The sequence below is a fragment of the Thermus antranikianii DSM 12462 genome, assembly GCF_000423905.1.
Lineage (GTDB): Bacteria > Deinococcota > Deinococci > Deinococcales > Thermaceae > Thermus > Thermus antranikianii.
This window is the reverse complement of the sequence record NZ_AUIW01000015.1, coordinates 12,184-34,280: the sequence shown is the minus strand read 5'-3', so window position 1 is coordinate 34,280 and position 22,097 is coordinate 12,184. Positions and strand designations below refer to the sequence as shown.

26 protein-coding genes and 1 tRNA gene are annotated in these 22,097 nt (G+C 66.9%); 19 read left to right on the top strand and 8 right to left on the bottom strand.

What is annotated here, in order from left to right; translation table 11 throughout:
• Positions 1 to 8: 8 nt before the first annotated feature.
• From G584_RS0109620 to G584_RS0109580, 9 genes are all read left to right on the top strand, one after another.
• Positions 9 to 1,283: a thymidine phosphorylase gene (locus G584_RS0109620; protein WP_028494438.1), complete on the top strand. Its 1,275-nt coding sequence runs from the start codon at positions 9 to 11 to the stop codon at positions 1,281 to 1,283.
• Between the two features lie 57 nt (positions 1,284 to 1,340).
• Positions 1,341 to 2,273: a M23 family metallopeptidase gene (locus G584_RS0109615; RefSeq protein ID WP_028494437.1), complete on the top strand. Its 933-nt coding sequence runs from the start codon at positions 1,341 to 1,343 to the stop codon at positions 2,271 to 2,273.
• A gap of 10 nt (positions 2,274 to 2,283) precedes the next feature.
• Positions 2,284 to 2,646 carry a bactofilin family protein gene (locus G584_RS0109610; protein WP_028494436.1) on the top strand — a complete coding sequence of 121 codons (363 nt, stop codon included), beginning with the start codon at positions 2,284 to 2,286 and terminating at the stop codon, positions 2,644 to 2,646.
• 1 nt (position 2,647) lies between these two features.
• Positions 2,648 to 3,505 carry an acetyl-CoA carboxylase, carboxyltransferase subunit beta gene (gene accD / locus G584_RS0109605; protein WP_028494435.1) on the top strand — a complete coding sequence of 286 codons (858 nt, stop codon included), beginning with the start codon at positions 2,648 to 2,650 and terminating at the stop codon, positions 3,503 to 3,505.
• Positions 3,489 to 4,439 (top strand): acetyl-CoA carboxylase carboxyltransferase subunit alpha, encoded by a 951-nt coding sequence (locus G584_RS0109600; protein WP_028494434.1) that lies wholly within the window; start codon positions 3,489 to 3,491, stop codon positions 4,437 to 4,439. The genes accD and G584_RS0109600 overlap by 17 nt, the downstream gene beginning before the upstream one ends.
• Positions 4,440 to 4,507: 68 nt before the next feature.
• Entirely contained in the window at positions 4,508 to 6,124 is a 1,617-nt protein-coding gene (locus tag G584_RS0109595) for a PEGA domain-containing protein (RefSeq protein ID WP_028494433.1), read from the top strand.
• A 60-nt stretch (positions 6,125 to 6,184) separates the two neighbouring features.
• Positions 6,185 to 6,877, top strand: coding sequence for an NTP transferase domain-containing protein (locus G584_RS0109590; RefSeq protein ID WP_028494432.1), 693 nt, complete (start codon positions 6,185 to 6,187; stop codon positions 6,875 to 6,877).
• A gap of 4 nt (positions 6,878 to 6,881) precedes the next feature.
• Positions 6,882 to 7,421, top strand: coding sequence for a CBS domain-containing protein (locus G584_RS0109585; protein WP_028494431.1), 540 nt, complete (start codon positions 6,882 to 6,884; stop codon positions 7,419 to 7,421).
• Between the two features lie 61 nt (positions 7,422 to 7,482).
• Positions 7,483 to 7,722: a ferredoxin gene (locus G584_RS0109580; protein ID WP_028494430.1), complete on the top strand. Its 240-nt coding sequence runs from the start codon at positions 7,483 to 7,485 to the stop codon at positions 7,720 to 7,722.
• 72 nt (positions 7,723 to 7,794) lie between these two features.
• Here G584_RS0109580 and G584_RS0109575 read toward each other — a convergent pair whose 3' ends face one another.
• The 3 genes from G584_RS0109575 to G584_RS0109565 form a co-directional block, all read right to left on the bottom strand.
• Positions 7,795 to 8,271 (bottom strand): GNAT family N-acetyltransferase, encoded by a 477-nt coding sequence (locus tag G584_RS0109575; protein ID WP_028494429.1) that lies wholly within the window; start codon positions 8,269 to 8,271, stop codon positions 7,795 to 7,797.
• Positions 8,272 to 8,358: 87 nt separating this feature from the next.
• On the bottom strand, positions 8,359 to 8,580 hold the full coding sequence (locus G584_RS0109570) for a cold-shock protein (protein WP_014516375.1): 222 nt from the start codon (positions 8,578 to 8,580) through the stop codon (positions 8,359 to 8,361).
• A 113-nt stretch (positions 8,581 to 8,693) separates the two neighbouring features.
• Entirely contained in the window at positions 8,694 to 9,743 is a 1,050-nt protein-coding gene (locus G584_RS0109565; RefSeq protein ID WP_028494428.1) for a DnaJ C-terminal domain-containing protein, read from the bottom strand.
• Positions 9,744 to 9,906: 163 nt separating this feature from the next.
• Here G584_RS0109565 and G584_RS0109555 point away from each other — a divergent pair, with 163 nt between their 5' ends.
• Positions 9,907 to 10,968, top strand: coding sequence for an aminotransferase class V-fold PLP-dependent enzyme (locus tag G584_RS0109555; protein ID WP_028494427.1), 1,062 nt, complete (start codon positions 9,907 to 9,909; stop codon positions 10,966 to 10,968).
• On the opposite strand, the gene G584_RS0109550 is transcribed toward G584_RS0109555, so the two are convergent.
• Positions 10,960 to 11,736, bottom strand: a complete 777-nt coding sequence (locus G584_RS0109550) for an undecaprenyl-diphosphate phosphatase (RefSeq protein ID WP_476756155.1) — start codon at positions 11,734 to 11,736, stop codon at positions 10,960 to 10,962. The genes G584_RS0109555 and G584_RS0109550 overlap by 9 nt on opposite strands.
• A 15-nt stretch (positions 11,737 to 11,751) precedes the next feature.
• Here G584_RS0109550 and ispD point away from each other — a divergent pair, with 15 nt between their 5' ends.
• The 3 genes from ispD to G584_RS0109535 are packed head-to-tail and all read left to right on the top strand — an operon-like array spanning position 11,752 to position 13,764.
• Positions 11,752 to 12,402 (top strand): 2-C-methyl-D-erythritol 4-phosphate cytidylyltransferase, encoded by a 651-nt coding sequence (ispD, locus tag G584_RS0109545; RefSeq protein WP_038051027.1) that lies wholly within the window; start codon positions 11,752 to 11,754, stop codon positions 12,400 to 12,402.
• Positions 12,390 to 13,208, top strand: coding sequence for a 4-(cytidine 5'-diphospho)-2-C-methyl-D-erythritol kinase (gene ispE, locus G584_RS0109540; protein WP_028494424.1), 819 nt, complete (start codon positions 12,390 to 12,392; stop codon positions 13,206 to 13,208). The genes ispD and ispE overlap by 13 nt, the downstream gene beginning before the upstream one ends.
• Positions 13,195 to 13,764: a hypothetical protein gene (locus tag G584_RS0109535; protein ID WP_028494423.1), complete on the top strand. Its 570-nt coding sequence runs from the start codon at positions 13,195 to 13,197 to the stop codon at positions 13,762 to 13,764. The genes ispE and G584_RS0109535 overlap by 14 nt, the downstream gene beginning before the upstream one ends.
• A 50-nt stretch (positions 13,765 to 13,814) precedes the next feature.
• On the opposite strand, the gene G584_RS0109530 is transcribed toward G584_RS0109535, so the two are convergent.
• Positions 13,815 to 14,309, bottom strand: a complete 495-nt coding sequence (locus G584_RS0109530) for a CarD family transcriptional regulator (RefSeq protein WP_015716260.1) — start codon at positions 14,307 to 14,309, stop codon at positions 13,815 to 13,817.
• Entirely contained in the window at positions 14,306 to 14,875 is a 570-nt protein-coding gene (locus G584_RS0109525) for a TetR/AcrR family transcriptional regulator (RefSeq protein WP_211218410.1), read from the bottom strand. The genes G584_RS0109530 and G584_RS0109525 overlap by 4 nt, the downstream gene beginning before the upstream one ends.
• A 73-nt stretch (positions 14,876 to 14,948) precedes the next feature.
• Between G584_RS0109525 and G584_RS0109520 the strand changes: the two genes are divergently transcribed.
• The 3 genes from G584_RS0109520 to G584_RS0109510 are packed head-to-tail and all read left to right on the top strand — an operon-like array spanning position 14,949 to position 16,725.
• Positions 14,949 to 15,662: a type 1 glutamine amidotransferase family protein gene (locus tag G584_RS0109520; RefSeq protein WP_028494421.1), complete on the top strand. Its 714-nt coding sequence runs from the start codon at positions 14,949 to 14,951 to the stop codon at positions 15,660 to 15,662.
• 36 nt (positions 15,663 to 15,698) lie between these two features.
• The gene (locus tag G584_RS0109515; protein ID WP_028494420.1) at positions 15,699 to 16,199 is read left to right on the top strand and encodes a metal-binding protein; all 501 of its coding nucleotides are present in this window, start codon (positions 15,699 to 15,701) and stop codon (positions 16,197 to 16,199) included.
• A gap of 43 nt (positions 16,200 to 16,242) precedes the next feature.
• Complete coding sequence (locus tag G584_RS0109510) at positions 16,243 to 16,725, top strand: TlpA family protein disulfide reductase (protein WP_028494419.1); 483 nt, start codon at positions 16,243 to 16,245, stop codon at positions 16,723 to 16,725.
• Here G584_RS0109510 and tsaE read toward each other — a convergent pair.
• Positions 16,654 to 17,124, bottom strand: coding sequence for a tRNA (adenosine(37)-N6)-threonylcarbamoyltransferase complex ATPase subunit type 1 TsaE (gene tsaE / locus G584_RS12140; protein ID WP_038051035.1), 471 nt, complete (start codon positions 17,122 to 17,124; stop codon positions 16,654 to 16,656). The genes G584_RS0109510 and tsaE overlap by 72 nt on opposite strands.
• 28 nt (positions 17,125 to 17,152) lie before the next feature.
• Positions 17,153 to 17,239 (bottom strand) — tRNA-Leu (locus G584_RS0109500).
• 228 nt (positions 17,240 to 17,467) lie between these two features.
• On the opposite strand from G584_RS0109500, the gene G584_RS0109495 reads away from it, so the two are divergent.
• Genes G584_RS0109495 through nrfD form a run of 3 tightly spaced genes read left to right on the top strand, consistent with a single transcriptional unit; the run spans position 17,468 to position 22,093 of the window.
• Complete coding sequence (locus tag G584_RS0109495; protein ID WP_028494418.1) at positions 17,468 to 18,103, top strand: cytochrome c3 family protein; 636 nt, start codon at positions 17,468 to 17,470, stop codon at positions 18,101 to 18,103.
• An 8-nt stretch (positions 18,104 to 18,111) separates the two neighbouring features.
• Positions 18,112 to 20,751 (top strand): 4Fe-4S dicluster domain-containing protein, encoded by a 2,640-nt coding sequence (locus G584_RS0109490; RefSeq protein WP_028494417.1) that lies wholly within the window; start codon positions 18,112 to 18,114, stop codon positions 20,749 to 20,751.
• Entirely contained in the window at positions 20,741 to 22,093 is a 1,353-nt protein-coding gene (nrfD, locus tag G584_RS0109485) for an NrfD/PsrC family molybdoenzyme membrane anchor subunit (protein ID WP_028494416.1), read from the top strand. The genes G584_RS0109490 and nrfD overlap by 11 nt, the downstream gene beginning before the upstream one ends.
• The last annotated feature ends 4 nt before the right edge of the window (positions 22,094 to 22,097 follow it).

Sequence of the window (22,097 nt, the reverse complement as noted above, 5' to 3'; positions counted from 1 at the left end):
ATGGGGGCATGAACCCGGTGCAGTTCATCCGCGAGAAGCGGGAGGGCCTGAAGCACAGGCGGGAGGACCTGAAGGCTTTCCTCGAGGGCTACCTGAAGGAAGAGGTGGCGGACTACCAGGTATCCGCCTGGCTCATGGCCGCCTTCCTGAGGGGCCTGGACCCGGAGGAAACCCTATGGCTTACGGAAACCATGGCCTACTCGGGGAGGGTCCTGGACCTCTCCCATCTGCCCCACCCCGTGGACAAGCACTCCTCCGGGGGGGTGGGGGACAAGGTGAGCCTGGTGGTGGGGCCCATCCTGGCGGCGGCGGGGTGCACCTTCGCCAAGATGTCGGGCCGGGGCCTGGCCCACACCGGGGGGACCATCGACAAGCTGGAGTCGGTGCCGGGCTGGCGGGGGGAGATGACGGAGGGGGAGTTTCTGGAAAGGGCCGAGCGCATCGGCCTAGTCATCGCCGCCCAAAGCCCGGACCTGGCTCCTCTGGACGGGAAGCTCTACGCCCTAAGGGATGTCACGGCCACGGTGGAGAGCATCCCCTTGATCGCCAGCTCCATCATGAGCAAGAAGCTGGCGGCCGGGGCGAGGAGCATCGTCTTGGACGTGAAGGTGGGCAAGGGGGCCTTCATGAAGACCCTGGAGGAAGCCCGGCTTCTCGCCAGGACCATGGTGGGGATCGGCCAGGGGGCGGGGCGAAGGGTTAGGGCCCTCCTCACCAGCATGGAGGCCCCCCTGGGCCGGGCGGTGGGGAACGCCATAGAGGTCCGGGAGGCCATAGAAACCCTGAAGGGAAAGGGACCGGAGGACCTCGTGGAGGTGGCCCTGCGCCTTGCGGAGGAGGCCTTACGGCTTGAGGGGCTGGACCCGGGCCTGGCCCGTAGGGCCTGGGAAAGCGGCAAGGCGCTGGAAAGGTTCCAGGCCTTCCTCGAGGCCCAGGGGGGAAATCCCCGGGTGGTGGAGGACTTCTCCCTGCTTCCCCTTGGGGAGGAACTTCCTCTCGTCTCGGAGAAGGAGGGCGTGGTGCAGGAGGTGGATGCCTACCGGGTGGGCCTGGCGGTTTTGGCCCTGGGGGGCGGGCGTAGGAAGAAGGGGGAGGCCATCGACCACGGGGTGGGGGTCTATCTGCTGAAAAAGCCCGGGGACTGGGTGGAAAGGGGGGAGGCCCTGGCCCTGGTCTACCACCGCGGGAAGGGCTTGGAGGAAGCCCTGGCCCACTTAAGGGAGGCCTTCCAGCTGGGATTTTCGGCAAGCCCCCTGCCCCTGGTCCTGGATGCTGTGCCCTGAGGCGCAACATAGGGTTGCGCAGGGCAGGTGGCGGTGGGGTGGGGTATACTCGACCGGATGAAGCGGCAGGCTAGGAGGCCCGTGCGCTATACCCTTCTCCTTGCCCGAAGCGGCGGGGGAAGCCGGGCGGTGTCCCTGCCGGGGTGGGCCGTGGCCCTGATCCTGGTCCTCCTGACCCTTTGGACCGGGGCCAACCTCTACCTCTGGCATAGGAGCCGGGAGGCCCGAACCCTCGAGGTTCGCCTCCAGGCTCTTTCCCAGGAGGCCCGGAGGCTTTCCTTGGCCCTCGAGGCGGAGCGGGCCAAAAACGGGGCCCTCTCGGAGGAGGCCAAGCGCACCAAGAAGGAGCTTGAGGAGATCAAGAAGGCCATAGAGGAGCTCCGCCGCCGGGCGGGGCTTTCCCCTTTAAACGCCCTTCCCGTGCGCTACCAGGAGGGGGGCCAGGGGGGTGGGGCTGTGGCGGCCTCCCCCGAGGAGTCCCTGGCGGGCTGGGCGGAGGTGCGGGCCGAGGTCCTGGACCTAAGGAACCAGCTTAAGGAGGTGGTGCCGGCCTTGGAGAGGACCCTGGAGGTGGAGCGAAGCCTCCCCCGGGGCCTGCCCCTAAGGGGTTACGAGGGGATCACCTCCTTCTTCGGCGTGCGCAAGAACCCCTTCGGCCCGGGGTATGAGTTCCACGACGGCCTGGACCTCTCCGCCCCTTACGGTGCTCCCGTCTACGCCACGGGAGGCGGGGTGGTGGCCCGGGCCGGCTGGATGGGGGCCTATGGCCTCGCCGTCCTCCTGGACCACGCCGAGGGGTACCAGAGCCTCTACGGCCACCTTTCCCGCATCCTGGTGCGCCCCGGGCAGAGGGTGGAAAGGGGGCAGGTCCTGGGGTACGTGGGCTCCACGGGCCGCTCCACCGGTCCCCACCTCCACTACGGTGTCTACCGCTACGGCACCCCCGTGGACCCGAGGCCCTACCTTCCCCCCACCTGGGCCGGCCGGTAAAATGGGGCGGATGTTGGGCAGGAAGGGGGGAGCCCTCACCTACCTAGGGCCCGACACCGAGGTCCTGGGGGATCTGAAGGCCAAGGGCCAGGTGCGCATCGACGGCTTGGTCAAGGGCTCGGTCTACGTGGAAGGGGAGCTGGAGGTGGGGCGCACGGGCCGGGTGGAAGGGGAAAGGGTGGAGGCAGGGAGCGTCCAGATCCACGGGGAGGTGAAGGCGGACCTGGTGGCTCAGAAGGTGAGCCTTTCCAAGACGGCCCGCTTCACCGGCACGGTGCGGGCCCAGGTCCTGGATGTGGAGGCGGGAGCGGTCTTCATCGGCCAGAGCCTGGCGGGGGAGACCAAGGCCCTCGAGGCTCCCAAGGAGGCGTAGCGTGGCCCTAGAGCGGCTTTTCCGGAGAAAAAGGCCCAGCGGGGGGAACCGGGACGTCCCCGAGCTCTGGACCAAGTGCGAGGCCTGCGGGGCCCAGCTCTACAAGAAGGAGTTCCGGGAAAACCTCTACGTCTGCCCCAAGTGCGGCCACCACCACCGGGTGCCCGCTTCCGAAAGGGTGGAGATGCTGGCAGACCCCGGCACCTTCCAGGAGATCACCGGGCTTAGGCCCCTGGATCCCTTAGGCTTTGTGGACACCAAACCCTATGCGGAAAGGCTCAGGGCCTACCAGGAGGAGACCGGTCGCAAGGACGCCATCCTGGGGGGTACCTGCGCCATCGGTGGGGTGCCCGCGGTCCTTCTGGTGATGGACTACGCCTTTGCTGGGGGGTCCATGGGGAGCGTGGTGGGGGAGGAGATCGCCCGGGGGGCGGAAAGGGCGGCGGCGGAGGGCCGGGCCCTGGTGATCGTGGCGGCCTCGGGCGGGGCCAGGATGCAGGAGGCGGCCCTTTCCCTCATGCAGATGGCCAAGACGGTGATGAGCCTGGACCGCCTTTGGGAGAAACGCCTTCCTTACGTTTCCATCCTCACCGACCCCACCACCGGGGGGGTCACCGCCAGCTTCGCCGCCCTGGCCGACGTGATCTTCGCCGAACCCGGGGCCCTGATCGGCTTCGCCGGGCCCAGGGTCATCCGCCAGACCATCCGCCAGGAGCTTCCCGAGGGCTTCCAGCGTTCGGAGTTTTTGCTGAAGCACGGGATGGTGGACCGGGTTACGGACCGCAGGAGGTTGAAGGCGGAGCTGGTCCTGGTCCTTCGCCATTTGCACCCCGGAGTTTCCTATGCCGTTGGAGTTTGAAAAGCCCATCCTGGAGCTAGAAAAGCGCATCGCAGAGCTAAGGGAAACCGCCCGCACCACGGGGGTAGACCTGGAGGCGGAGATTCGCCTTTTGGAGGAGCGCCTGGCTAGGCTCAAGCAGGAGGTATACGGGAGCCTCACCGCCTGGCAGAGGGTGCAGCTGGCCCGGGCCCCGGGCCGCCCCACCACCCTGGACGTCCTGGAGAAGGCCTTCCAGGACTTTTTGGAGCTCCATGGGGACCGGGCCTTCGCCGACGACCCCGCCATCGTGGGGGGGCTCGCCTATTTGGAGGGCCAGAAGGTGGTGGTGGTGGGCCACCAGAAGGGGAGGGACACCAAGGAGAACCTAAAGCGCAACTTCGGTATGCCCCACCCCGAGGGGTACCGCAAGGCCATGCGCCTCATGGACCTGGCGGACCGGTTCGGCTACCCCTTCATATCCTTTATCGACACCCCGGGGGCCTACCCGGGGGTTTCCGCGGAGGAGCGGGGCCAGGCCTGGGTCATCGCCCAGAGCATCCAGCGCATGAGCCGCCTGAAGGTGCCCGCCATCGCCCTCATCCTGGGGGAGGGGGGCAGCGGGGGGGCCTTGGCCATCGGGGTGGCCAACCGGGTCCTCATCATGGAGAACGCCTGGTACTCGGTGATCAGCCCCGAGTCCTGCGCCGCCATCCTCTGGCGGGATGCCAAGGAGGCCCCTAAGGCCGCCGAGGCTTTGAAGCTCACCGCAAGGGACCTCCTGGCCCAGAGGGTGGTGGACGCCATCGTCCCCGAGCCCGAGGGCGGGGCCCACAAGGACCCCCTTAAGGCCATCCAGAACATCAAGGAAGCCCTTCTGAGGACCCTCGAGGAGCTCAAAGGGCTTTCCCCGGAGGAGCTCTACCAGGACCGCTACCGCCGCTTCCGCGCCCTTGGGGCCTACGCCGAGTCTTAAGGGGCCTTGTCCCTTTTCCCTCAGGATTTTCACAGGAAAGCTTTAGCCTGAGGGCGGAGGTGAGGGATATGCGCAAACTGCTTTGGGCCATCCTGGGCCTGGGGACGGCTTTGGCCCAGCAGGTAAGCCCCCAGGGGATCCTCGTGAATCCCGTGCCCACCGACCTGCAGGTTCGGGTTTGGGTGGACAAGGACCCCGGCAAACGGGGAGGTGCGGTTTACCAGATCGGTGAGCCCATCTTCATCTACGTGAACGTGAACCAGGATGCCTACGTCTACCTTTTCAACATCAACGCCGACGGGAAAGTTGACCCCATCCTGCCCAACGCCTTCGAACGGGGCAACTTCCTCCGGGCCGGGGAAACCCGGCGCTTTCCCCCGGAAGGGGCCCGCTACCGCTACACGGTGACGGGTCCCGAGGGCGAGGACCGCATCCTGGCGGTGGCGAGCAAGCGCCCCCTTTCCCTGGGGGAGATCCTGGATGTGGAGCGCAACCAGGTGCGGGTCCAGGGGGCGGAGGGCTTAGCCCGGGCGCTTTCCATCGTGATTGAGCCCGTCCCCGACAAGGACTGGGTCACCGACGTGGCCCGCTACTTCGTGGGCCGGGTCACGGCCCCCCCACCCACCCCGGCCACGGCCACCCTGGTGGTGGACTCGAGGCCCGTTGGCGCCGAGGTTTACCTGGATGGACGGCTTTCTGGGCGCACCCCCGTTAGCCTCCAGGTGAACCCGGGCCGGCACGAGGTGGAGCTCCGGCTTGCCGGCTACCAGCCCTACCGGGTCGTGGTGAACCCCAGGCCCGGGGAAAGGGTCCAGGTCTTCGCCCAGCTGGTGCCGGAGCCCAGGCAAGGGACCCTTGCCGTCACCTCCAGCCCTTCCGGGGCCGAGGTGTACGTGGAAGGAGTCCTCAGGGGCCGCACGCCCCTTTCCCTAAGCCTGCCCGAGGGGCGGTATGCGGTGGAGCTTAAGGCGCCGGGCTACGAGCCCTACCGGGCCACGGTCCAGGTGCGAAGGGGCGAGACCACCCGGCTGGACGTGCGCCTGAACCCCATTCCCCGCACCGGCACCCTTCTCTTGGAGTCCAGCCCCACGGGGGCCGAGGCCTACGTGAACGGCACCTTGCGGGGCCGGACTCCCTTGCGCCTGGTGCTGGAGGAGGGAACCTATCAGGTGGAGCTCAAGGCCCCGGGTTACGAGCCCTACCGGGCCACGGTGCGGGTGGAAGGGGGCCGGGAGACCCGGGTTTCCGCCACCTTGAGGCCCATCCGCACGGGGGAGCTTTACCTGGAGGCTAGGCCCGAGGGGGCTGAGGTCTACATCGACGGCCGCTCGATGGGCCGGGCACCTTTAAGGATGACCCTCGAGGCCGGTCTCCATGAGGTGCGGGTCCTGGCCCTCGGCTACGGGGAGTACCGGGCCCAGGTGGAGGTGCGCCCCGGGGAGTCCGTGAGGCTTTACGTGGAGCTCGTGCCGGTGCGGGCGGTGTTGGAGCTTTACCTGAACGTGGAGGCCCGGGTCTTCCTGGATGGGGAGGAGGTGGGGGTGGCCAAGGGCGGTTACCTGCGCCTCGAGGCGCCCTTCGGCGAGCACGAACTCACCCTGGTGGCCCCTGGGTACCGCACCCTAGTGGAAACGGTGCGCATCACGGGGAACCAGGTGCTCCGGTTTACCCTTAGGCCCCTTTAATGCCACCCCACCCCGGCGATGCCGGGGTGGGGGTCCCGGCAAAACCTTTAGCATAGGGGCGTGGAGGCCATTGTCCTGGGAGGCGGCGAGGAGGCTTGGGCGGGGAAGTACGGGGTGCGGAGCAAGGCCCTGGTGCCCTACCGGGGAAGGCCCATGGCGGAGTGGGTGCTTTCCGCCTTGAGGGAAGCGGGGCTTTCCGTGGTCTACGTGGGGGAGAACCCGGGGCTAAGCCCCTCCCCCCGCCTGACCCTGCCCGACAGGGGAAGCCTGCTTGGGAACCTGGAGGCGGCCTTGGAGCACGTGGAGGGGCGGGTCCTGGTGGCCACCGCCGACATCCCCCACCTCACCCCGGAGGCGGTGCGCTATGTGCTGGAAAAGGCCCCGGAGGCTGCTCTCGTCTACCCCATCGTCCCCAAGGAGGCGGTGGAGGCCCGTTTTCCCCACAGCCGGCGCACCTACGCCCGCCTGCGGGAGGGGGTTTTCACCGGGGGAAACCTGGTGCTTTTGGACAAGGGGCTTTTCTACCAGGCCCTGCCCCTGGCCCAAAGGGTGGTGGCCCTGAGGAAAAGCCCCTTGGCCCTGGCCCGGCTCATCGGCCTGGACGTCCTCCTCAAGCTTCTTCTGGGCCGGCTTTCCCTCCCCGAGCTGGAGGGAAGGGCCGGGAGGATCCTAGGGGTGGAGGCCAAGGCCCTCATCACCCCTTACCCCGAGGTGGGGGTGGATGTGGACCGGGAGGAGGACCTGGTAAGCTAAGCCCATGCGCACGGTGAAGGAGCTCCGCCTGGCCGGGCTTTTCGCTTATCTAGCCGCCCTGGTGCTGGGCCTTCTCTTCTCCTACCTCCTCCACTCCTTCCTCGGGGGTGGGGGCAGGCTGGGGTGGGAGAGCTTTAACCTGGCCGGCCTCCTGGAGGGGTTGGGGTTTCTCCTCTTCTTCACCTTTTCCCTCTACGTGGCCAAGAAGGCGGTGCGGGTGCCCTGCACCACCTTGCTCACCGCCGGGCTCCTCTGGCCCATCCCGGCACGGCGCCTGGCGCGGCCCCTGCCCCGGGTGGAGGCCCTCGAGGCCTACGAGGGCCGGGGGCTGGCCCTGCTGGTGCACGAGGGGCGGCCGGTGGGGCTACTGGGCCTTTCCGACCACATCCTGCCCCTGGAGGAGGTGCCCAGTGTGGAGGCGGAGGTGGCGGTGAGCGAGCTTTCCCCCCTCTTCCTGCGGCAGCCCTTGGTCCTGGTGGTCAGGGGGGAGGAGGTGGTGGGGGCCATCTCCCGGGAGGCCTTCTTCCGGCACCTGGGGGCCTAGGCGGTTGACAAAGGGCCATCTGCCCTAAAATAGGGGGGAGCGGTTGCTCGGGAGGTGAAGGATGCCGCACGTGATCTGTGAACCCTGCATCGGCGTAAAGGACCAGTCCTGCGTGGAGGTTTGCCCCGTGGAGTGCATCTACGACGGGGGGGACCAGTTCTACATCCACCCCGAGGAGTGCATCGACTGCGGGGCCTGCGTACCCGCCTGCCCGGTGAACGCCATCTACCCCGAGGAGGACGTTCCCGAGCAGTGGAAGTCCTACATCGAGAAGAACCGCAAGCTGGCCGGCTTGGGCTAGGGGCTTAGGCCCAGAGCGGGCTTAGGGTTCAGGTGCACCCCACCTGGGCGAGATCCTGGGTGGGGTGCCGGGTTATAGCTCCCGCACGTACCAGCTCAGGGTGGGGCCCCCGTCCTTCACGTGACGGAAACCCTGGGCCTGGAAGAAGGCCTTGGCCCGGGCGTTGTTGCCGTAGACCACCGCATAAAGCCGCTCGGTTCCCGCAAGAAGGTGGTTTAGGAGGTGTTCCAGGGCCCTTCGCCCCAGGCCCTGCCCCTGGCGGTCTTCCCGGATGAGGAGGAGGCTTAGGGTGGCGTCCTCAGGCTCGGGGTAGCGAAGCTTGTAGTCCAGGTAGCCCACCGCCTCCTCCTCCAGGAAGAGGAGGAAGACCCGGCGGCGCTCGTCCTTCTCCAGGGTGGCCAGGTCCCGGGCCACGTCCTCGAGGGCCGGGGGTTCCATACCGATCAGGGCGAAGTACCCGGGGCTTCGCAGGAAGAGCTGGTGCAGGAGGGGGGCATCCTCGGGAAGCACCGGGCGTAGGCTCAGGTTAAGGGTCCGCATCCCTCCCATGCTACCGGCTAGGGCCTGAGAATGGGGTGATAGTTTCCCCAAAAGGAGACCGCCGTGGGTCCTCCCCACGGCGGTTCGGGTTGCCCTTTACCTGCGGGCCGGCTCCACCACGGTGACGTTCACCGCCTGGGGGCCCTTACCGTTCTTGCCCGGCTCCACGTCAAAGGTGACGATGTCGCCCTCGTTCAGGGTGCGGAACCCCTTGGCGTTGATGGCGCTGAAGTGGACGAACACGTCCGTGTCGCCCTCGCGCTCGATGAAGCCGTAGCCCTTCTCCGCATTGAACCACTTGACCCGACCCTTCTGCATACTGCTCCTTCTCTTCCGAGCCCAAGGGCTCGTATCCGGGGCCTTAGGGGTTGCTTTAGACCCAAGGGGCCACCCTATAGCAACCCGGAATGTCTTATTATACCACGAAAGGTCTACTTGTGGAAGAACCCCCGTAGCCTCTCAAAGAAGCCTTCCGGAGCCACCTCCTCTCCCACCTCCTTGGCGTAGGCCCTGAGGAGCTCCTTGGCCTTGGGGCTGAGGTGTTTGGGCACGGAAAGCTCCACCACCACCCGAAGGGTTCCCCGCCTGGCCTCTCCTGGGTAGGGAAGGCCCTCCCCGGGAAGTTCAAAGACCTCCCCATGCCCCGTGCCCGGGGGGATCTCCAAGGGGATGGGGCCCGAAAGCCCCGGGATCTCCACCCGAGCGCCCAGGGCCGCCTGGGCGAGGCCAAGCCTGAGCCGGTAGACCAGATCCGCCCCTTCCCGCTCCAGGTGGGGATGGGGGCGGATTTTCAAGCGCACGTACAAGTCCCCTGGCCCGCCGGGCCCCAGGTTTCCGTAGCCCGGTACCCGCAGGAGGTGGTTCTCGTCCATGCCCGGAGGGATTCGTACCCGGGCCCGTTCCTCCCGCGCCACCCGGCCCCGGCCCCGGCAGGCGGGGCAGGTTTCCGCCAACAGATGGCCCTGTCCCTTGCAGTGGGGGCAGGTGGAGCGGGTAACAAAGGTGCCAAAGAGACCCTGCCGGTAGCTTTCCAGCACGCCCTTTCCCCCGCAGGTGGGGCAGGCCACCCGCCTCCCTCCCTGGCCGTGGCAGGCCTCGCAGGGGACGAGGCGGGCGTAGGCCACCTCCACCTCCCTTCCCTTGAGGAGGTCTTCCAACCCCACCTCCACCTGGGCCTCGAGGTCCTCCCCCCTGGGGGCGGTGCGCCCCGCGTGGAAGCCGAAAACCTGGGCGAAGAGGTCAAAGAGGTCCTCGGTGCGGAGCTCCGGTGCCCCTAGAAGCCCTCGGTCGTACTGGGCCCGTTTCTCGGGGTCGGAAAGGACGGCGTAGGCCTCGTTGATCTCCTTGAAGCGTTCCTCCGCCTCCTTGTCCCCGGGGTTGCGGTCGGGGTGGTACTGGAGGGCAAGCCTCCGGTAGGCTTTCTTGATCTCCTCCTGGGTGGCCTCCCGGCTCACCCCCAGGATGGCATAGTAGTCCTTCATCCAGGTAGCACTTTACAAGGAAAGGGGCCTTGGGCTAAAGTGGGCCTCAATGAGGCTCCTGCGAGCTATCCGGTAGGGGGCCCCTTCCTTCGGGAAGGGCCCCCCCGGTATGGCCGCGGGGGCTTTTCTTATGCCCGCTTCCGGCGGGAGTAGAGGAGGCGAGATGCTGCTTCTGACCCCTGGACCCACCCCCATCCCCGAGCGCGTGCAAAAGGTCCTTCTCCGTCCCATGCGGGGCCACCTGGACCCCGAGGTGCTGGCGGTGAACCGAGCCATTCAGGAGAGGCTTGCCCGGCTCTTTGACCCCGGGGAAGGCGCCCTGCTGGCGGCTTTGGCAGGCTCGGGAAGCCTGGGTATGGAGGCTGGCCTCGCCAACCTGGACCGGGGTCCGGTCCTGGTGCTGGTGAACGGGGCCTTTTCCCAGAGGGTGGCGGAGATGGCCCAGGTGCACGGCCTGGAACCCACGGTTTTGGAATTCCCTCCGGGCGAGCCCGTGGACCCGGAACCGGTGGCCAAGGCCCTAAAGGCCAGGCGCTACCGCATGGTGGCCCTGGTCCATGGGGAGACCTCCACCGGGGTGCTGAACCCGGCCCGGGAGATCGGGGCCCTGGCCAAGGAGGCCGGGGCCCTTTTCTTCCTGGATGCCGTCACCACCCTGGGGATGCTTCCCTTCTCCATGCGGGAGATGGGGGTGGACTACGCCTTCACGGGCAGCCAAAAGTGCCTCTCCGCTCCCCCGGGCCTGGCCCCCATCGCCGTGAGCCTCGAGGCCCGCAAGGCCCTCACCGGTAGGCGGGGCTGGTACCTGGACCTTGCCCGGGTGGCGGAGCACTGGGAGCGGGGCGGCTACCACCACACCACCCCGGTCCTCCTGCACTACGCCCTGCTGGAGGCCCTCAACCTGGCCCTGGAGGAGGGGATGGAGGCCCGGGAACGAAGGGCAAAGGAGGTCTACGCCTGGCTTCTTGGGGAGCTAAGGGAAAGGGGTTTCCGTCCTTACCCCAAGGCCAGCCCCCTGCCCACGGTACTGGTGGTGCGCCCCCCTGAGGGGGTGGAGGCGGACCGCCTGGTCCAGGCCCTTTACGCCCAGGGGGTGGCGGTGGCCGGGGGGATCGGGCCCACCCGGGGGCAGGTTTTGCGGCTCGGCCTCATGGGGGAAGGGGCCCGGAGGGAAGTCTACCAACAGTTCCTGGAAACCCTGGATAGGGTTCTGGCCCTAGCGTAGGAAGAAGTAGGCGTAGACCAAGGCCAGGGCCATGCGGTAATAGGCGAAGGGCCTGAAGCCGTGGCGCTCCACGAAGGAAAGCATCCAGCGCACGGTGAGGAGGGCGGTGACCAGGGCGGCGAGGAAGCCTACCCCAAGAAGGATCCAGCCCCCCTGGGGCACCGCGGGAGCGCTTTTCAGGAGGTCGTACCCCACGGCGGCCAGCATGGTGGGGAGGGCCAAGAGGAAGCTGAACTCCGCTGCTGCCTTGCGCCTCAAGCCCAGGAGGAGGCCTCCCAGGATGGTGGCCCCGCTCCGGCTGGTGCCGGGGAAGAGGGCCGCCAGGCCCTGGAAGACCCCGATTAAGGCCACCCGGGCTAGGGGGAGCTCCAGCACATCCCCATAGCGGGCCCGTTCCGCCAGGCGGTCGGCCAAGAGGAGGACCAGGCCCACGGAGAACAGAAAGAAGACCACGATGCCGTCGTTTCCCAGGATTTCCCCCTTGATGAGGGGGTAGAGGAGGAAGCCCATGGCCGCGGTGGGCAGAAAGGCCATCCCGATCCTGAGCCAGAGGGCCCGGTCCACCGCGAACCGCCTTCCGTAGAGGAGGAGGATGGCCAGGATGGCCCCAAGCTGGATGGCGATGAGGAAGGTCTTGAGGAAGGGATCCTCTTGGATGGGCAGGCCCAGGAGGTGGAAGAGGAGGGTTAGGTGGCCGGTGGAGGAGACGGGCAGGAACTCCGTGAGCCCCTCCACCACCCCTAAGAGAAGAGCTTCCCAAAGGCTCATGGGGCCCATGCTACCATGGGAGTCGTGGAGGTCTCTGTCCTGATCCCCGCCGCCGGGAACGGGGAGCGGCTGGGCCTGGGGCCCAAGGCCTTCTTGCGGGTGGGAGGGAAGACCCTCTTGGAGTGGGCCGTGGGTGCTTTCCAGGAGGCGGCGGAGGTCCTGGTGGCCTTGCCCCCTGGGGCTCCCGTTCCCAAGGGGCTTCGCGCCACCTTTTTGGAGGGGGGCAGAACCCGGCAGGAGTCGGTTTCCCGCCTCCTGGAGGCGGCAAGCCTCCCTTTAGTCCTGGTCCACGACGTGGCCCGGCCCTTCGTGAGCCAGAGGCTGGTGGCGCGGGTCCTCGAGGCCACCCGGGCCACGGGGGCGGCGGTGCCGGTTCTGCCCCTTCCCGACACCCTCATCCGGCCGGAAGGGGAGGGGTATGGGGAGGTGGTGCCCCGGGAGGCCCTGCGCCTGGTCCAAACCCCCCAGGGCTTCTTCACCGCCCTCTTGCGGGAGGCCCACGCCTACGCCAGGAAGCGGGGGCTTTCCGCCACCGACGACGCCCAGCTGGTGAGGGCCCTGGGCTATCCCGTGGCCCTGGTGGAGGGGGAGAGGGCTGCCTTCAAGATCACCTACCCCGAGGACCTGCCCCTGGCGGAGGCTTTGGCGAGGGTATGGAACGCCTAGCGGTGGCCAAGGTGAACCTGGGCCTCTCCCTCCTGGGGAGGAGGCCGGATGGCTACCACGAGCTCCACACCCTCTTCGCCAGCCTATCCTTCGGGGACCGGCTTTTCCTGGAACCCATCCCCGAGGGGATCGAGTTCCGCGGGCGGTACGGGCGAAGGAACCTGGCCTACCGGGCGGCAGAGGCCTACCTGGAGGCGGCGGGCTGGCCCGGGGGGGTGCGGATCGTCCTGGAGAAAGCCCTGCCCGAGGGGGCGGGCCTGGGCGGGGGGAGTTCGGATGCCGCCCAGGTGCTTTTGGGCCTGAAGGAGCTCTATCCGGCGGAGGTGGACCTTTTTGCCCTGGCCCTTTCCCTGGGGGCCGACGTGCCCTTCTTCCTCCAAGGGGGGGTGGCGGAGGCCCGGGGGGTGGGGGAGAGGCTCAGACCCCTTTCCCTTTCCCCTTTGCCGGTGGTGGTCTTTTCCTCGGGCCTGCGGCTTCCCACCCCCAGGGTGTATGCGGAGGTGAAGCCCCACGATTTCGGGCCCGAGCTTCCGGTGTCGGAGATCCTCGAGGCCCTGGAGAAAGGGGAGGAGCCACCCTATTGGAATAGCCTGGAGGGTCCCGCCTTCCGCCTCCATCCGGAGCTGAAGGAGGTGAGGGCCCGGCTTAAGGCCTTAGGCTTGAGGGGGGTTTTGATGTCGGGCTCGGGGAGTGCCTTCTTCGGCCTGGCGGAGGACGAGGCCCAGGCCAAGAGGGCGGTGGAGGCCCTGAGGCATAGCGGTTATGCCCGGCAAGGGGTTCTGGGGGGAGGGTATGGAGCTTTTTAGGGAGCTTTTTGGGTGTTGCCCGGATGCCTTGGAGGAGATCAAGGCCTTGCCCCTCCGCTGGGATGAGGAGCGGTTCAGCTTCTGGCTTAAGCAGGACTTCCCCTTCGTGGAGGCTTTGTACCGCTTTCAGGTGGGGCTTCTTAAGGAGGCCCCCCATCCCCACCGGGCTCCTTTGGTCCAGGCCCTCATGGCCACAGTGGAGGAGCTGGACTGGCTTCTTTCCCAGGGGGCGGATCCCAGGGAACCGGTTCACCCGGTACGGCAGGAGTACATCGCCCTGCTCCAGGAGATGGAGGGGCTTTCCTACCCTTACCGGCTCGTATTCTTTTACTTCCTGAACCGCCTGTTCCTAGAGGCCTGGAACGCCCACGTGGAGGGGGATGGGCCCTGGCAGGAGCTTGCCGAGCACTGGTCGGCCCCTGAGTTTCAGGCGGTGCTCTTCGACCTGGAGGTCATGGCCCAGGGCCAGGTGGAGGGACTGGATCCAGGGGTCCTGGAGCATTACCTGGCCCGCATCCTGGAGATGGAGAAGAAAACCTGGAGCCTATTGCTGTGAAAAGAGCGTTACCGGGGCCCCCACCCTGGCAAGGCCAGGGTGGGGTGGCGTTAGTTCAGCTCTTCGCCCCAGGCCTCCTCAAAGAGGCGCTTGGCCTCCTGCACGGTGATCTCCAGGGTCTGGGAGACCTCCTCCGCCAGGAGGTAGATGGCCCGCCTGAGGGCCTGGCGGTCCAGGTCCGGTAGGCCCCGTTCCAGCTCCCAAGCCCTAAGCTGCCCAGCCATCTGGGCGATGCGGTAGGGGTTCCCATCCGCCAGGATCTCGCTGGTCTTGCGGTGCCGGGCGGCCCACTGTTTGGGCAGGGGCATGCGCCCGTTTTTTAGGAGGTCAAGGATGACCGGCACCTCCTCCGGGGCAAGGGCTTTGCGCATGCCCACGCTTTGGGGAGCCTCCACGGGTACGTAGGCCTTGGAGCGGGAGCCGGGAAAGTCCACCTGGTAGTAGGCTCGGCTGATGCCGCTCACGCTCCGCTGGGCTATGCCCGCCACCACGCCGACCCCGTAAGGGGGCAAAACCACCTTATCGCCGGGACGGAATTCTTTCACGGCGCGACTCCTTTCCGGAACACCTCCATGAGGTGTTCCAAATAAGCCTCCACCTCTAGCTGGGGGGTGCACCCCAAGGCCGCGATCACGTGGGCGGTGGCCCTGGGGGAAAGCTCGGGGCGCACGGCCCCTTCTTCTTGGCCGCTCCGCACCAGCTCCTCCAAGAGGTCCAGGTAGTGCTGGTGGAGCCCCTTGAGCCAGGGGGTGGGGTCCTCCATGGCCTCCCGGGCTACCGCCGCCCACAGGCCCCGCCACTCGGCGATCCAGGCCAGGCGCTTCTTCAGGAGGGCCTCAAGGCGCACAAAAAAGGGTGCCTTGAGGCGCACCACCTCCTCCACCTCTCGGTAGAAGGCCCAGGTGCGTTCCTCCACCAGGCTTTTCAGGAGGTCCTTCTTGTCGCGGAAGTAGAGGTAGATGGTGCCCTTGCCCACCTCTGCCCGCCGGGCCACCTCCTCCATTTTCAGCCCGGAAAGCCCCATCTCCCGGAGGATTTCCAAGGTGGCCTCGAGGATGGCCCTCTTTTTGTCCTTGGAGAGCGCCCCCGGGGGGGATACCATCGCGGCCACGCCCTTAAGTCTACCACACCACCCTTTTCCTTTCATGAGGAGGGGATTACCCTGAAGGTATAGGAGGTCAGGTATGCGTCAGGGCTTTTTCGCCTTGCTAACCGCCGATCCCCTTCGGGGGGCCTTGCGCCCGGTGGAGGCCAGGCTCCTGGAGGAGGCCAGGGGGGAGGCCCTTTTCCTCGTACCCTATCCTTTGCGGGACCTGGCGGAGGCCTGGCGGCTGGCCTACCGCAGCTTGGGCCTGAAGCGGGGGAAGGTCCTCTACCTCAGGCGGCGGGAGGAGGCCTTTGATCCCGAGATAGCCCAGGCGGTGGCGGCGAGCCCCCTGGTGCTTCTGGCCGCCGAGGGGCTGCCGGAGTTTTTGGATCTCATCCGGGGAAGCCTCCTTCTCCAGGCCCTTTTGGAGGTCCACCGCCAGGGGGGTGGGGTGGTGGCCTTGGGGGAGGCGGCGGGCCTTTTGGGCGAGGCTGCCTTTTACTCCCTGGAGGGGGAGGTTAGGGCCGCCTTGGGCCTGGCCCTCTTGAGGGGACTGGTGCTCCTCCCCCGGGTGGAGGAAAGGGGGCGGTTCCTGGCCCTCTCCCGCCTGGTGGCCGACAACCCTGACCTGGTGGGCTTAGGCCTTCTGGAGAACACCGCTCTTCGCCTCCTAAGGGGCCTGGGAGAGGTCTGGATGGGAGGGGTGACCCTGGTGGATGCCGGAGGGGCGGAGTACACGGGCCGGGGGGTGAAGGGGCTCAGGGTGGACGTGCTCTCGGCGGGGGAGCGCTTCCCCCTTCCCGCCCTTTGAGGAGGGCGGGGTTCCCTCCTCCGGTAACATGGTCCTATGCCCTTGGGGCGGGTGCACGAGGCCATTAACCTGACGGTCCTGGGCGGGGGGGCGGTGGTCTTTCTGGCCTACGGGGGCTCCCCGGAGGACCCTCGGGGCTTGGCCTTCACCCTGGCCTATCTGGCGGGCACCTTCCTCCTTTCCCCCGACCTGGACCTGGCGGAGAAGGGTTCGCGATCCCAGCGCCGCTGGGGCCTTTTGGGTCTTTTTTGGCGCCCTTATGGATGGCTCTTCCGCCACCGGGGGCTTTCCCATACCTGGGTGCTGGGACCCTTGACCCGCCTGGGGTATCTGGTGGGGCTCCTTTTGGCCCTGGGATTCCTGGCCCAGGGGCTTGCCGGGTACTTTGGCATGGGGTTTTCCCTGAAGCTTCCCTCCTGGCCCTGGGAGGTCTGGGGGTTTGCCCTTTTGGGCTACTACCTTTCCCAGTGGCTCCACCTGGTGGCGGACGGCATCTGGCCCGACCACGACCTTAAGCGCCTGCGGCGGCCAAGGTGAGGTGGTTTACATACCCATCCCCGCTAGGGTAAACAATGGAGGCATGCTAAGGCGATGGATGGGGTTCCTTCTGCTTTTGGGTGTGGTCCTTGCGGTGCAGCCGGGCCAGCGCCTGCCCGAGTTCGCCCTTCTGGATCCCAAGGGTAACCTCGTCACCCCCGCCACCTTGAGGAAGCCTGCGGTCATCGTCTTCTGGGCCAGCTGGTGCACGGTGTGCAAGGCGGAGTTCCCGGGGCTTCACCGGGTGGCGGAGGAAACCCGGGTACCCTTCTACGTGATCAGCCGGGAGCCCAAGGACACCAAGGAGGTGGTGCTGGAGTACATGAGGGCCTTTCCCCGGTTCATTCCCTTGCTGGCCTCGGATAGGGACAAGCCCCACGAGGTGGCCAACCGCTTCAAGGTCCTGGGCCAGCCCTGGACCTTCGTGGTGGATGCCGAGGGCAAGGTGGTGGCCCTATTCGCCGGGCGGGCCGGGCGGGAGGCCTTGCTGGATGCCCTCCTCCTGGCCGGGGTGGAGTTGCCATAGCTCTGCCCGGCGCACCTCCCCTTGGGGGCTAAGGCGCAGGAGGAAATCGGCCTCGAGGAGGCCAGGGTCCCCCCACTCCGCCAGGAGGAGGCGGGCCTCCTCCCGGGCCGCCTCCAGCTGGGGCAGGAGAGCCCTTTGGTCCTTCAGGCGGTAGAGGTCCGCGTGGACCAAGGGGCCCTCCGGGGTGGGGTAGGTGTGGATGAGGGTGTAGCTGGGGCTGGTCACCCTTCCCTTAAAGCCCAAGGCCTCGGCCAGAAAGCGGACAAAGGTGGTCTTGCCCGCACCCAAGGGCCCCTCCAGGACCACCAGGGCCCCCAAAGGGAAAAGGGCCAGGGTTTCCCGGGCCAGGGCCTGGGTGTCCTCGAGGGTCTTGAGGGTGCGCTCTAGGAGGAGCCGCATAAAGGAAAAAGGCCCCGCGGGGCCTCTTTGGTGCCGGGAGCGGGACTTGAACCCGCACGCCCTTGCGGGCACCACCCCCTCAAGATGGCGTGTCTACCAGTTCCACCATCCCGGCAGGGTGCGCCTTACGCGCAAGCCTTAGTTTAGCAAAAGCCTCCTCCTTGTCAAGGTTTGCCGGGGTTTGGGACATTTGTCCCTTACCCTTTCCGCTAGTGTACCCATGAGAAGACCTTGCTAAAGGGTAGGCACGGGTAAAGCCTGTTCGCTTATGAAAAGAGCCACGCCCTTTAATTGACCCCTCGCCCCTTTGCCCGTAGCCTTGGCCCTTAAGACCGGAGGTGGCATGCGGCGGCGCAACCGATGGGTAAAAACCTTCTTCTGGGGAACGGTTTTAGGGGTGTTCGCCTTACTGGTGGTGGTCTTTTCTGGGGTGGCGGTGGGGGCTTTTGAGCAGCGCACCCTGCCCGTGGAGCAACCCGTGCCCTTCAGCCATGCCTTCCACGCCGGGGGGTTGGGGCTTTCCTGCCGCTACTGCCATTCCAGCGTGGAGCGGGCGGCCTACGCGGGTCTGCCTCCCACGGAAACCTGCATGACCTGCCACACCTTCATCAAGCCCGATAGCCCCAACCTGGCCCTGGTGCGGCGAAGCTGGGAAACCGGGGAGCCCTTGCGCTGGAACCGGGTCATCAACCTGCCCGACTTCGTCTACTTCCACCACGGGGCCCACGTGGCCAAGGGGGTGGGGTGCGCCGAGTGCCACGGCCGGGTGGACCAGATGGCGGTGGTCCGCCAGCCCCAGGCCTTCACCATGAAGTTCTGCCTGGACTGCCACCGCCAGCCTGAGGCCCGCCTCAGGCCCAGGGAGCAGGTCTTCAACATGGCCTACACCCCGGATCCCGAGTTGGGCAAGAAGCTGAAGGAGATCTACCAGGTGCGTTCGGCGGAGGCCCTTACCAGCTGCAACACCTGTCACCGTTAGGAGGCTTCATGAGGGAACGGCGCGGTTATGAGGAAGCTTTGGAGCGGGAGCTCTTCCGTGAGGAGTTTCCCTTTGGTCCTGTGACCCGGCGGGGGTTCTTGGCTTTGGGGCTTTTGTCCCTGGCCGCCTGTACCCCGGTGGTGCGGCGGAAGGGGGTACCCTACGTGCGCCAGCCGGAATGGGTGGTGGAGGGGGGGGAGGCGGAGTTCGTCACCGCCATAGCCCACGCTGGCTTTGCCGAGCCGGTGCGGGTAAAGGTCTACCAGGAAAGGCCCCTCTTCATGGCGCCTTTGGAGAGGGCCATGGGCCCCTATCCCCTGGCGGGCCTCTACGCTCTATACGACCCGGCCCGCCAGGGCAAGGCCCCGGACTGGGAGGGGTTTTACGCCGCCTGGCGGCGGGCTTTGGCAGAGGGGGAGACCCTTCTGGTTCTGCCCCGCACCACCTCCCCCAGGCTCGAGGGCCTGTTGGAAAGAGCCCAGGCTCGCTTCCCCAACCTCCGGGTGGCCCGGTTTGAGGCCTGGAGCCTGGAGAACATCTACCTGGGGGCGGAGGTGGCCTTTGGGCGAAGGGCCTGGCCCGTCTACGCCCCGGAGAAGGCGGAAACCGTACTTCTCCTGGACGTGGAGGCGCACGAGCACCCGGCGGGATACCTCTGGTGGGAGGCCTTAAGCCGCAGGCGCATTCCGCCCATGAACCGCCTCTACGCGGTGGAAAGCGGGGCCAGCCTTCTGGGAAGCATGGCCGACCACCGCCTGGCCTTAAAGCCCAGCCAGGTGGAGGCGTTTATCCTGGCCTTGGCCCAGACCCTGGGGGTGGTGCCGGGAAGCCCGGCCTCGGACTACGGAGGGTTCCTTTCCGCCTTGGCGGAGGACCTGCAACGGGGTGGGGTGGTCCTGGCTGGGCCCCAGCTCTCCCCGGGGGCTCAGGCCCTGGTCATGGCCATCAACCAGGCCCTTAAGGCCCCGGTGCGGTATGTGGAGCCTCCGGAGAAGGAGGCGGCCACGCCCAAAGCCTTCCTGCAGGCCGAGGAGGCCGAGCGCCTGGTGTGGGCGGCGGAGGGTCCCTTGCCCAGCTTCTCGGGCAAGGCCTTTTCCGCAGCGCTTTCCCTCTACCCCAACAAGGCTGCCTCCTGGAGCCTTCCCCTGGCCCATCCCCTCGAGGCCTCGGGCCAGCACCGGGATGCCGAGGGCCGGCTTTGGTCCAGCCAGGCCCTCATCCAGCCCCTGTGGGGCGGGAAGAGCCTGGAGGAGGTGCTGGCGGGGCTTCTGGGGGAGGAGCTTCCCGCCCTTTCCCCCGAGGAGAAGCGGGCCCTGGCGGAGGGAAGGCCCTTGGCGGAGGCCCGGGAGGTGCCCGTGGAGGTGCGCCCCGGCCTGGAAGGCCGCCTTCCCCCTTTGCGGAAGGAGGCTCCTTGGGAGCTTACCCTGCGCCCCGACGCCAGCCTCTACGACGGGCGCTACCGGGACAACCCCTATTTGCAGGAGCTTCCGAGGCCCCTAAGCCGCTTGGTCTGGGACGGGGCCTTGCTCTTAAGCGAGGAGGATGCCGAGGCCCTAGGCCTTCTTGCGGACATCCGGGCCCGGGAGCGGCGGGCGGATCCCAAAAGGCCCCTCCTGCGGGTTAAGGCTGGGGAGAAGGAGGCCCTCCTTCCCCTCTGGCCCCTTCCCGGCCTGCCCAAGGGGAGCGGGGTAGCCCCCCTTTCCCACTTCTTCCACCCCGAAGGGGTGGTCTGGCCCATGGAGGTTACCCCCACGGGCCGGGACTATCCCCTGGTTTCCACCCAGTACCACGGGTACCTGGGCGAAGTGGAGGCGGTGAAGGTGATGGAGGAGGCCGAGGCCCTCGAGGCCGAACCGGAGAAGGAGAAGCGGATCTCCTTCTATCCCCCTTGGCCCCAAGGGGAGCACGCCTGGGCCATGACCGTGGACCTAAGCCGCTGCCTGGGGTGCGGGCTTTGCACCCTGGCCTGCCAGGTGGAGAACAACATCCCCGTGGTGGGCAAGGAGGAGGTGGCCAAGGGGCGGGAGATGCACTGGATCCGCATCGACCGCTACTTCGCCGAGGAGGGGGTGGTGCACCAGCCGGTGATGTGCCAGCACTGCGAGAAGGCCCCTTGCGAGGCCGTCTGCCCGGTGGCGGCCACGCTGCATTCCGATGAGGGGTTAAACCTTATGGTCTACAACCGCTGCGTGGGCACCAAGTACTGCTCCGCCAACTGCCCCTACAAGGCCCGGCGCTTCAACTTCTTCCCCTACGGGGAGGCCTTCGTGGGCAAGGGAGACCCCCGCAGGGCCAAGGAAAGCCCCCTGGCCCTCCTCATGAACCCCGAGGTGACGGTGCGGAGCCGCGGGGTAATGGAGAAGTGCACCTACTGCGTGCAGCGCATCGAAAAAACCCGGGCCAAGGCGGCCATGGAGGGGCGGAAGATCCGCACCGGGGAGATCAGGACCGCCTGCCAGGAGGTCTGCCCGGGGAAGGCCATCCACTTCGGGGACCTTCTGGACCCTGAAGACCCCATCCAGGCCCACCGCAAGGAGGGAAGGCACTACGCCCTTCTGGAGGAGGCCAACACCTGGCCCCGCACCACCTACCTGGCCCACTTGAAAAACCCCAATCCCAAGCTGAAGGAGGGGAGGCATGGCGCATAAGGAACCCCATCCCGACCACGACCTGATCCAGGGGGAGTGGACGGAGAAGACCTTGGTGGAAAAGCTTTTGGAACCGGTGGAGAAGCCAGCCCCCAGGCCCTGGAAGGTGGTCTTGGCCGTGGGGGGGGCCTTGACCTTGGCCTGGCTTTATGCCATCTTCGTCACCTTCGTGAAGGGCCTCGGCACCTGGGGCATCAACCAGCCCGTGGCCTGGGGGTTTGACATCGTCCACTTCGTCTGGTGGATCGGCATCGGCCACGCCGGGACCCTGATCAGCGCCATCCTGGTCCTCATGCGCCAGAACTGGCGGGACTCCTTGAACCGGGTCACCGAGGCCATGACCCTGTTTGCCGTGCTGGCGGCGGCCACCTTCCCCCTCATCCACATGGGCCGGCCCCAGCTCTTCTACTGGGTCATGCCCTACCCCACCCACATGGCCCTCTGGCCCCAGTACAAAAGCCCCCTTTCCTGGGATGTGCTGGCCATCATGACCTACCTCACCATCTCCACCCTCTTCCTCTACCTGGGCTTGATTCCGGACCTGGCCCTCCTGAGGGAGAGGAGCCAGGGTTGGCGGCGGAAGCTATACGGCTGGCTCTCCCTGGGCTGGACGGGAAATGCCGTCCATTGGCAGCGCTATAGGGCGGTCTATGTGCTTTTGGCGGGCCTCGCTACCCCGGTGGTGATCTCCGTGCACTCGGTGGTGAGCATGGACTTCGCCTACGGCCTGGTGCCGGGCTGGCACATCACGGTCTTTCCCCCCTTCTTCGCCGCCGGGGCCATCTACTCGGGCTTTGCCATGGCCCTTACCCTGATCATTCCCCTCAGAAAGTGGTACCGGCTGGAGGGGGTGATCACCGACCGCCACCTGGACTGGATGGCCAAGGTGACCCTGGCCTCGGGCCTCGGCGTGGCCTACATCTATCTCCTGGAGATCTTCATCGCCTGGTACGCGGGGGAGCCCGCGGAGTGGGCTCAGCAGCTTTGGCGCATGACCGGCCCCTACGCCCCCTACTACTGGGCCATGATGCTCATCAACGTGGTCCTTCTCCAAACCCTTTGGTTTCCCCGCTTCCGCAAGAACGTCACCTGGCTTTTCGTCTTCTCCATTCTGGCCAACGTGGGCATGTGGCTGGAGCGCTTCGTGATCGTCATCATCAGCCTGTCCCACGACTTCTTGCCTGGGAACTTCCACCTTTACTACCCCACCTGGGTGGACTGGACCCTCTTCCTCGGGACCATCGGCTTCTTCCTCTTCGGCCTTTCCCTTTTCATCCGCATCTTCCCACCCATCGCCGTGGCGGAGATGGTCCACCTGTTCCACCGCTTGAGGAAGCACTAGGAGG